Origin of the sequence: Pseudomonas citronellolis, assembly GCF_029335315.1 — a bacterium.
In the GTDB taxonomy this organism is placed as follows: domain Bacteria; phylum Pseudomonadota; class Gammaproteobacteria; order Pseudomonadales; family Pseudomonadaceae; genus Pseudomonas; species Pseudomonas citronellolis_A.
In genome coordinates this window covers 1-8,443 of sequence record NZ_JARJLT010000060.1, presented here as the reverse complement: position 1 = coordinate 8,443, position 8,443 = coordinate 1, and the positions used below count along the sequence as shown (strand labels likewise).

Sequence of the window (8,443 nt, the reverse complement as noted above, 5' to 3'; positions counted from 1 at the left end):
CGCCCTGCGACTCACGCTCCAGCGGGCTGCGCCCGCGAATTGCGGGGGAATTCAGGTGCGCTGCGCGGCCGGCGCGTGCACCTTGGCGCGCAGGATCAGGGCGATGCCGCCGAGCACCGCGCAGGACACCAGCAGCAAGCGCAGGCTGATGTGCTCGCCCAGCAGCAGCGCGCCGGACAGCGCCGCCAGCACCGGCACGCTCAGTTGCACCGAGGCCGCCTGGATCGCCGACAGGCCCGGCAGCGCCGCGTACCAGATGGCGTAGCCGATGCCCGAGGCCAGCGCCCCGGAGAGCACCGCGTAGATCACCCCCGGCAGGTCGCCGCGCAAGTCGCCGTGGAACACCAGGGCGAGCAGGGCGGCGAAGGCGATGGCGCGCAGGAAGTTGCCGCTGGTGACCGCCAGCGGGTCGCCGGCGTTGCGCCCCAGCAGCGAGTACAGGCCCCAGGCCACGCCCGACAGCAGCATCAGCAGCGCCCCGGCCAGCGGCGGCGCGCCGGCGCCCGGCAGCAGTTGCACCAGCAGCCCGCCCAGGGCCAGGCCGAAGCCCAGCAGGGCCTGGCCGGCCAGGCGTTCGCCGCGCAGCAGGCCGACCACCAGCATGGTCACCTGCACCGCGCCGAACAGCAGCAGCGCGCCGGTGCCGGCGTCCAGCTGCACGTAGGCGTAGGAGAAGGCCGCCGCGTAGACGAACAGCGCCGCCGCCGCGCGCCAGTTGCCGTGCGCCTGGGCCACGCGTTCGCGCAGGCGCAGCAGCAGGCCGAGCATCAGCGCGCCGGCGAGGATACGCACGCCGGTGAAGCTCACCGCGTCGAGCTGGGTGGCCTTCAGCGCCAGGCGGCAGAGCAGGGAGTTGCCGGCGAAGGCGAACATCGCCAGCGCCGTGAGCAGCAGGGTGCGGTTGGCCGGCATGGGCGCTCCTCAGCGGCGCAGGTAGGCGGTGAAGTCGATGTCGCTGGCGCTGAGGATGGCCTGCACCCGGTTGTGCACCTTGAGCTTGCGCAGGATCGCCGAGACGTGGGCCTTCACCGTGGTCTCGGCGATCTCCAGGTTGTAGGCGATCTGCTTGTTCGATTCGCCCTTGGTCATGCGCTCCAGCACCAGCAGCTGCTTGCGGGTCAGCGCCTGCAGCAGCTCCGGCGGGATGCCGTGCTCCTCGTGGCCGCTGCGCCGCGGTGAGCTCTTCTGCGTGCGAATGATGTCCGAGGGCAGGTAGACGTTGCCGTTGAGGATCTGCTCGATGGCCTCGGTCATCTGCGCGCGCGGCGAGGACTTGGTGATGAAGCCCACCGCGCCATAGGTGATGGCCTGCAGCACCACCTGCTTGTCCTGCTCGGCGGAAACGATCACCACCGGGATGGTCGGCGCCTCGTTGCGCAGGTTCATCAGGCCGTTCAGGCCGTGCATGCCGGGCATGTTCAGGTCGAGCAGGATCAGGTCCAGGTCGTCGTGTTCCAGGGTCAGGCCCAGGGCGCTGTCGAGGTCGGCGGTTTCCATCACCTCGCTGCCGGGGAAGCCGTCGGCGATGACGTTGTGGATCGCCTCGCGGAACAGCGGGTGATCGTCGGCGATCAGAATCTTGTACATGGCCTACACCTCGTTGTTGTCGTTATGGGCGGCGGCTAGCCGTAGGGGAACCGAGTGAATCAGGGCAGCGCTTGCGGCTGGGCGTCCTGCAGGGGCAGCCCGGCCTGTTCCCAGGCGTCCACTCCGTCACGGTACCAGTAGAGGTTGGAATAGCCCAGCGCGTGGGCGCGCTTCACGGCGTTCCAGCTGGCCCAGCAGTCGGAGCGGCAATAGAACACCAGCGGACGGGTCGGGTCGCCCTCGGCGAGCTGGCGCAGGTTTTCGCGGAAATAGGCCTGCCAGGGCGCGCCGAGCACGCCGTCGCCGGTGTTGGCCAGCCACAGGCTGCCGGGCAGGTTGCGGTGCGCCTCGCTGGCCACGAACTGGCCGTTCAGGTAGGTGCGGCGGTACACGTCCACCAGCCGCGCGCGCGGTTCGCGGGCCAGCAGCGCCTGCAGGGCGGCGGTGTCCAGGGTGGTGGCGTGGTCGGCGCTGGCCGGGGTCGGGCTGCGGTACTGGCTGGTGCGGTAGCCGTCGCTGGAGAACAGCGCTTCGTCGGCGTGGGCGGCGGCCAGGGGCAGACCCAGCAGCGCGCAGAGCAGGGCGGGGACTAGGCGAGGCATGGTGGCATCTCGATATTTATTCTTGTACCGAGCATTACAAGCCAGGCGCGCTGCTTTGGAAATTCGACGTCAGGAGGGGTGAACCAGTACCAAAGTAGGAGATTTCAGCCCTTGCGCAACGCCGCGTGCTGCGGGTTGAAGGTCAGCACCGCGAGCCCGGCGAACAGCAGCGTCAGCCCCAGGCACACCGCCAGCGCCACGGGGTTGAAGCGTTGGTAGAGGGCGAAGCGCACCAGCTCCACCGCGTGGCTGAACGGGTTCAGCGCGCACAGCCAGTACAGCCCCACGCTGGCCTCGCGCATCTTCCACAGCGGGTACAGCGCCGAGGACAGGAAGAACAGCGGGAAGATCACGAAATTCATCACCCCGGCGAAGTTCTCCAGCTGGCGGATGGCGTTCGACAGCAGCAGGCCCAGGGCGCTCAGCAGCAGGGCCGCCAGGAGCAGCGCCGGCAGCGCGACGAGCAGGCCCCAGGCCGGCGGCTGCACGCCGTAGAGCCAGGCGATGAGCAGGAAGGCGTACACCTGCAGCAGCGACACCAGCGCCGTGGCCAGCAGCTTGCCGGCCAGCAGGAAGGCGCGCGGCAGCGGGCTGGTGAGCAGTACGCGCATGCTGCCCATCTCGCGGTCGTAGACCATCGACAGCGAGCCCTGCATGCCGTTGAACAGCAGGATCATGCAGCACAGCCCGGGGACGATGTAGGTCTCGTAGGTCACGTAGGTGTCGTAGGGCTCGATGATCGAGATGCCCAGCGCGGCGCGAAAGCCGGCGGCGAACACCAGCAGCCACAGCAGCGGGCGCACCAGCGCGCTGAGGAAGCGCGAGCGCTGCAGCACGAAGCGCAGCCATTCGCGCACCACGATGCCGCGCAGGCACTCCCAGTAGGCGGCCGGGCCGAGGCCTGGCGAGAGCTCCGGCGAGCGGCTCATGCGCAGGCCTCCAGCGCGGTCAGGCGGGCGAAGGCGCGGGGCAGGTCGCCACCCTCGGCGGCGCTGATCTGCGCCGCCTCGCCCTGGGCCACCAGGCGGCCCCGGTCGAGCACCAGCAACTGGTCGTCGCCGCGCACCTCGTCCAGCAGGTGGGTGGTCCACAGCACCGCCAGGCCCTCGTCGCGGCACAGCTGGCGCACGTGCTGGTTGAGCGCCTGGCGCGCCGCCGGGTCCAGCCCCACGCTGGCCTCGTCGAGCAGCAGCAGGCGCGGGCGGTGCAGCAGCGCGCGGGCGATCTCCACGCGGCGGCGATGGCCGCCGTTGAGCGTGCGCACCTTGTCGCGGCGGCGCGCCTGCAGCTGCTGGCGCGCCAGTTCCTGTTCGATGCGGTCGGCGGCCTGGGCGCGCGGCATGCCGTGCAGGGCGGCGTGGTAGCGCAGGTTCTGCTCCACGCTCAGGTCCAGGTCGAGGGTGCTCTGCTGGAACACCACGCCGAGCTGGCGCAGGGCCACGCGCGGTAGGCGCGCCAGGCTGCAGCCGCCCACCTCGATGGCGCCGCTCTGCAGGTCGTACAGGCGCGTGAGCAGGGCGATCAGGGTGGACTTGCCGGCGCCGTTGGGCCCCAGCAGCGCGGCGAAGCGCCCGGCCGGCAGGCTGAAGTCCAGGCCATCCAGCGCCTTGCGCGGGCCGTAGGCGAAGCTCAGGTCGCGCACGTCCAGGGCGTTCATGGCGTCACCACCACGCCCCAGGGGTAGCGTCCGACCTTGATCGATTGGGTGACCTTGAGCGAGTCGACGTCGATCACCGATACGTCGCCGCTGACCCCGTTGGTGGCCAGCAGGGTCTTCTCGTCCGGGGTGAACGCCAGGTGCCAGACGCGCCGGCCCACCAGCAGGTAGTCGAGCACCTCGAAGGTCTTGGCGTCCACCACCGCCACGTGGTTGGCCGGGCCCAGGGCGACGAAGGCGTACTTGCCGTCGCTGCTCAGCTTCACCCCCACCGGCTGGATCTTGTCCGGGTGCACGCCCTTGATGGCGAAGCGCAGGCTCTTGAGGATCTTGCGGCTGGCCACGTCGACCACGCTGACGCTGCCGCCGATCTCCGCCGACACCCAGACCTGGCTGCCGTCCTTGTTGAACTCGGCGTGGCGCGGGCGCTGGTCCACCAGGGTGCTGTCCACCAGCTTCTGCGTGGCGGTGTCGATCCAGTGCAGCATGTTGGTGGTTTCGCTGGTGTTCACCGCCCACTTGCCGTCGGGGCTCACCGCCATGCCCTCGGGCTCCACGCCGACGTCGATCTGGCCGAGCACCTGGGCGGTCTGGGTATCGACCACCGTCACCAGCGCGTCGTCCTCGTTGGACACGTACAGCCAGCGGTCGTTGGGGTGCAGGGCGAACTGCTCGGGGTCGGCGCCGGAGGGCAGCTGCCTGACGATCTTGCCGCTGGCCAGGTCCATCACCTGCACGGTGTCGGAGTCGCTGGCGCAGATGTACAGCAGCTTGTTGTCGTGGGACAGCGCCAGGCCGCGCGGGCGCTTGCCGGTTTCCAGGGTGCCGGTGACGGTCATGCTGTCGAGGTCGATGACGCTGAGGTTGTTGTCCTTCTCGTTGGACACATAGGCCTTGGCGGCGAAGGCCGGCGACGCCAGGCACAGCGCGGTGGCCAGCAGGGAAGGGGCCAGGGCGGCGCGGAACTGTGTGACTCGGAACTGTGTGACTTGGAACAGGGCAGCTTGGAACATCGTGGGTCTCCAGGTCAGGGCTTGGCGTCGGCGAGGCGGCAGCGGCTTTCCGGTGCGTCCAGGCCGAGGCTGTCGAGTTCGCTGTCGGGGTGCAGGAAGCCTTCCTGCGGCGAGGTGCTCACCAGCGCGCGCGGCTGCACCAGGGGAATCGGCTGGCGCAGCTGGCCGTCCCAGGCGCGGTAGCTCAGGCGGTAGCCCTTGAAGCCGTCCAGCGGCAGGTCCGGCGACAGCGCCAGGGCGCGGATGGCCATGGGGTCGGCGGCGCGCAGGCGGGTCACGGCGCTGGCCACGCTGCGCACGGCGACCCAGGCGGCGAAGTCGCGGTCGTTCATCCAGCGCTTGGCGTGTTCTTCGAAACGCTTCTGCAACTGCGCCGCGCCGAAGGTTTCCACGGTCTTGTGCCAGCCCGTGGCGACCAGGCCCTGGGTGCCGGCCACCGGGCGCGGCAGCCAGGTGTTGTAGGGCACGTATTCGCCGAAGTCGCCGTGCTCGTCGGCCACCAGCACCGCGTCGTAGTCGTCGGCCTGGGTGAACAGCGGCATGTCGGCCTGGGCGCTGCGGCGCTGGTCGTTGGCGAAGCTGAAGGGCTTCTCCGCGACGATCTTCGCGCCGAAGCGCTTGGCCGAGCGGCGCAGGGCGGCGGCGTAGGCCTGGTCCTCGGGGCGCTGGCCGACGATCAGCAGCCAGCGCGTCCACTTGCGCAGCACCAGGAACTGGGTGAGGGCGTCGGTAAGCATCAGGCGGCTGGGCAGGGTGTGCAGCACGTTGACCGGGCACTGCTCGGCGCGCAGTTCGTCGTCGTAGGCGCCGGCGTTGAACAGCAGGCTGTCCGGCAGCGCGGCGGCCAGCTGGCGCAGGCTCTCGGCCGGGGCGTTGACCACGAACAGGCGCAGGCCGTCGTCGTGCAGCTTGCGCGCCTCGGCCAGCAGCTGCTGCGGGTCGGCGCTGGTAGCGCTGACCAGGCTGTAGCGCTGCTTGAGGAAGCGCCCGGTGGTGTTGCTGTCGTCGATCGCCAGCTCCGCGCCGCGCAGGCCGGCGTCGGTGGGCTCGGGGATGACGTTGGACAGCAGCGGGCCGGGGTCGGGCGTGTAGCCGAGGTAGCCGATGCGCACCTCGAGCGCGGCCGGGGCGTCGGCGGCGCGCACGTCGAGGCAGAGCAGGGCGGCGCAGGCGACCGCCAGCAGGTAGGTCACGCCGTACAGGGCGAAGTGGCGCATGGGCGACTCCCTTGTTGTTGTGTCGCCAGCATAGGAACGCGCCAGGGCCCGGGAAATATGCAGAAAGTACCGCCGGGGCAGTACCAAGGTAGTAGTTCGCCGCCCGCGCCCACCCCCTAGGATGGCCCCATAACAACAAGGAAAACGGAGCCGTCGCCATGCGTATCGCGGTCACCCTGGTACTCCCCATCCTGCTGATCCTCAGCCTGCTGGGCTTCGACTTCATGTACGCGCTGCATGCGCGGCCCAGCGTGCCCAGCGTCTGCGCCGCCGGCCAGCCGTGCCGCGTGGGGCCTTGAGGCGGGCCATGTCGGCGCTGTGGCGGGTCAACCTGCTGGTCGGCCTGTTCTTCGCGCTGGTGGCCGCGCTGTGCGTCGCCGTGCTGCTGCACCAGGGCGACGAAGACGTGCGCCGCGAACTGGACGCCGCCCGCGCCGTGGTGGAGTACCTGCGCGAGGCGGCCCTGCGCGACCCCAGCAGCCTCGACCAGAACCTCACCGCCGGCCTGCGCCACGTGCGCGTGCGCTGGCTCGACCAGCCGCCGCCGGCGCCGCGCGGCTGGCTGGACGAGTGGCTGGCGGCGCGTCTCTACCCGGACGTCTACCACGCCCAGCCGTTGCAACTGGCCGACGGCCGCCGCGTGCAGCTGAGCGTGGACCCGCGCGACGAAATCGACGAAGTGCGCGACTCCCTGGTGCAGCTGCTGGCGCTGTTCGGCGTGGCCCTGGCGGTCAGCCTGCTGGCCATCCGCTGGACGGTGCGCGGCGGCCTGCGGGTGCTGGAGCAGCTGCAGCGCGCCTTCGGTGAAATCGCCAGGGGCCGCCTGCAGGTGCGCCTGCCCGGCCACTCGCTGCCGGAAGCCCAGGGCCTGGCCGCGCACTTCAACGGCATGGCCGAAGCCCTGGAGCGCGCCTGCCAGGACAACGCCGAGCTGACCCGCTCGCTGCTCGCCGTGCAGGAGCGCGAACGCCAGGAACTGGCCCAGGCCCTGCACGACGACATCGGCCAGTACCTGGCCGGCATCCGTGCGCAACTCTTCCTGCTGCGCAGCCTGCACGAACAACCCGTCGCGCAACCCACCCTGGAGCGCCTGGACCAGCACTGCCGGGGCCTGAACGACAGCTTCCGGGCGCTGATCCGCGACCTCTACCCGGTGGTGCTCGAACACCTGGCCCTGGACGAAGCGGTGCGCGCCTACATCGAGGACTGGCAGGCCAGCCAGAACGTCGCCTGCACCCTGCACCTGGCCGAACGCCTGCCGGCGCTCGGCGACACGGCCAAGGCGCACCTCTACCGCCTGCTCCAGGAAGCCCTGACCAACGTCGCCCGCCACGCCGGCGCTACCCGCGTGTGGGTGCGCCTGCAAACGCGCGGCGGCTACCTGTACCTGGGCGTGCGCGACGACGGCCGCGGCAGCGACGGCCCGCCGCGCGCCGGCATCGGCCTGCGCTCCATGCGCGAGCGCGCCCGCTGCCTGGGCGGCGAACTGCAACTGCGCAGCCAGCCCGGCCTGGGCCTGGCGCTGCGCCTGCGGGTGCCGCTTCCGGTGGCGGCCTGAGAGGAGGGAAGGCGATGAAAATCCTGCTGGTGGACGACCATTTCGTGGTGCGCGAAGGCATCGCCGCCCTGTTGCGCGGCCTGCTCCCGGAAGCCGAAGTGCTGGAAGCGGCCGACGGCGAGGACGCGTTGCAGGCGGTGCAACGGGAGATACCCGCGCTGGTCATCCTCGACATCGGCCTGCCCGGCATCAGCGGCCTGGAAGCCACCCGCCGGCTGCGCCAGCGCCTGCCGCAACTGCGCGTGCTGTTCTTCAGCATGCACGACGAACTACCGCTGGTGCGCCAGGCCCTGGACGCCGGCGCCGCCGGCTACGTGACCAAGGGCGCGGCGCCCGCGGTGCTGCTCGAAGCGGTGCGTCGCGTGCTCGCCGGCCAGCTCTACATCGAACAACCCCTGGCCACCCGCCTGGCCTGCCAGCCGCGCGGCCTGGAGCAGGGCGACCCACGCCTGCACGGGCTGACCCGCCGCGAGTTCGAAATCTTCGTCATGCTCGCCCGCGGCCTGCCCGTGCGCCAGGTGGCCGAGCACCTGTGCGTGAGCGCCAAGACGGTGTCCAACCACGTGACCCTGCTCAAGCAGAAGCTCCAGGTCAGCTCCCACGCCGAACTGGTGCACCTGGCCATCGACAGCGGCGTCCTGCGCGTCGGCGGCGAGGCCCTGGCCGCGTCCTGAGCGCGCGAAGTGCAGATGAATCCGCCCCCGTAGGAGCGGAGTGGGAATGACGGTCGTAGGGCGCATAACGCCCCAGGCGTTATCCGCCGTCGGCCTCCGCGCCGGGGCCATCGGCGGATAACCGCGAACGGTTAT

At 70.7% G+C, this 8,443-nt stretch carries 10 protein-coding genes; 3 read left to right on the top strand and 7 right to left on the bottom strand.

Annotated elements, in window-relative coordinates; all coding sequences use genetic code 11:
* Positions 1–51 precede the first annotated feature (51 nt).
* The 7 genes from P3W75_RS04990 to P3W75_RS04960 all read right to left on the bottom strand — a co-directional run bounded on the left by P3W75_RS04990 (position 52) and on the right by P3W75_RS04960 (position 6,076).
* Positions 52–912 (bottom strand): DMT family transporter, encoded by an 861-nt coding sequence (locus tag P3W75_RS04990; protein ID WP_276226256.1) that lies wholly within the window; start codon positions 910–912, stop codon positions 52–54.
* Positions 913–921: 9 nt separating this feature from the next.
* Positions 922–1,587 carry a response regulator AgmR gene (agmR, locus tag P3W75_RS04985; RefSeq protein ID WP_276226255.1) on the bottom strand — a complete coding sequence of 222 codons (666 nt, stop codon included), beginning with the start codon at positions 1,585–1,587 and terminating at the stop codon, positions 922–924.
* A 59-nt stretch (positions 1,588–1,646) separates the two neighbouring features.
* On the bottom strand, positions 1,647–2,189 hold the full coding sequence (locus P3W75_RS04980) for a PQQ-dependent catabolism-associated CXXCW motif protein (RefSeq protein ID WP_276226254.1): 543 nt from the start codon (positions 2,187–2,189) through the stop codon (positions 1,647–1,649).
* 104 nt (positions 2,190–2,293) lie between these two features.
* Positions 2,294–3,118 (bottom strand): ABC transporter permease, encoded by an 825-nt coding sequence (locus P3W75_RS04975; protein ID WP_276226253.1) that lies wholly within the window; start codon positions 3,116–3,118, stop codon positions 2,294–2,296.
* A complete protein-coding gene (locus P3W75_RS04970) occupies positions 3,115–3,846 on the bottom strand; it encodes an ABC transporter ATP-binding protein (protein ID WP_276226252.1) in 732 nt (243 codons plus the stop codon). Before P3W75_RS04970 ends, P3W75_RS04975 begins: the two co-directional genes overlap by 4 nt.
* Positions 3,843–4,859 (bottom strand): YVTN family beta-propeller repeat protein, encoded by a 1,017-nt coding sequence (locus P3W75_RS04965; RefSeq protein WP_276226251.1) that lies wholly within the window; start codon positions 4,857–4,859, stop codon positions 3,843–3,845. The genes P3W75_RS04970 and P3W75_RS04965 overlap by 4 nt, the downstream gene beginning before the upstream one ends.
* A gap of 14 nt (positions 4,860–4,873) precedes the next feature.
* Positions 4,874–6,076 (bottom strand): ABC transporter substrate-binding protein, encoded by a 1,203-nt coding sequence (locus P3W75_RS04960; protein ID WP_276226250.1) that lies wholly within the window; start codon positions 6,074–6,076, stop codon positions 4,874–4,876.
* A gap of 158 nt (positions 6,077–6,234) precedes the next feature.
* Here P3W75_RS04960 and P3W75_RS04955 point away from each other — a divergent pair, with 158 nt between their 5' ends.
* The 3 genes from P3W75_RS04955 to P3W75_RS04945 are packed head-to-tail and all read left to right on the top strand — an operon-like array spanning position 6,235 to position 8,308.
* Positions 6,235–6,375 (top strand): hypothetical protein, encoded by a 141-nt coding sequence (locus tag P3W75_RS04955; RefSeq protein ID WP_276226249.1) that lies wholly within the window; start codon positions 6,235–6,237, stop codon positions 6,373–6,375.
* 8 nt (positions 6,376–6,383) lie between these two features.
* Positions 6,384–7,634 carry a sensor histidine kinase gene (locus tag P3W75_RS04950; protein ID WP_276226248.1) on the top strand — a complete coding sequence of 417 codons (1,251 nt, stop codon included), beginning with the start codon at positions 6,384–6,386 and terminating at the stop codon, positions 7,632–7,634.
* A gap of 14 nt (positions 7,635–7,648) precedes the next feature.
* Complete coding sequence (locus tag P3W75_RS04945) at positions 7,649–8,308, top strand: response regulator (RefSeq protein WP_276226247.1); 660 nt, start codon at positions 7,649–7,651, stop codon at positions 8,306–8,308.
* The last annotated feature ends 135 nt before the right edge of the window (positions 8,309–8,443 follow it).

What these genes read in the sequence shown, in the direction of transcription:
- agmR (WP_276226255.1), bottom strand. Translation starts at nt 1,587, where the DNA reads ATGTACAAGATTCTGATCGCCGACGATCACCCGCTGTTCCGCGAGGCG.
- P3W75_RS04965 (WP_276226251.1), bottom strand. Translation starts at nt 4,859, where the DNA reads ATGTTCCAAGCTGCCCTGTTCCAAGTCACACAGTTCCGAGTCACACAG.
- P3W75_RS04980 (WP_276226254.1), bottom strand. Translation starts at nt 2,189, where the DNA reads ATGCCTCGCCTAGTCCCCGCCCTGCTCTGCGCGCTGCTGGGTCTGCCC.
- P3W75_RS04970 (WP_276226252.1), bottom strand. Translation starts at nt 3,846, where the DNA reads ATGAACGCCCTGGACGTGCGCGACCTGAGCTTCGCCTACGGCCCGCGC.
- P3W75_RS04960 (WP_276226250.1), bottom strand. Translation starts at nt 6,076, where the DNA reads ATGCGCCACTTCGCCCTGTACGGCGTGACCTACCTGCTGGCGGTCGCC.
- P3W75_RS04990 (WP_276226256.1), bottom strand. Translation starts at nt 912, where the DNA reads ATGCCGGCCAACCGCACCCTGCTGCTCACGGCGCTGGCGATGTTCGCC.
- P3W75_RS04950 (WP_276226248.1), top strand. Translation starts at nt 6,384, where the DNA reads ATGTCGGCGCTGTGGCGGGTCAACCTGCTGGTCGGCCTGTTCTTCGCG.
- P3W75_RS04955 (WP_276226249.1), top strand. Translation starts at nt 6,235, where the DNA reads ATGCGTATCGCGGTCACCCTGGTACTCCCCATCCTGCTGATCCTCAGC.
- P3W75_RS04975 (WP_276226253.1), bottom strand. Translation starts at nt 3,118, where the DNA reads ATGAGCCGCTCGCCGGAGCTCTCGCCAGGCCTCGGCCCGGCCGCCTAC.
- P3W75_RS04945 (WP_276226247.1), top strand. Translation starts at nt 7,649, where the DNA reads ATGAAAATCCTGCTGGTGGACGACCATTTCGTGGTGCGCGAAGGCATC.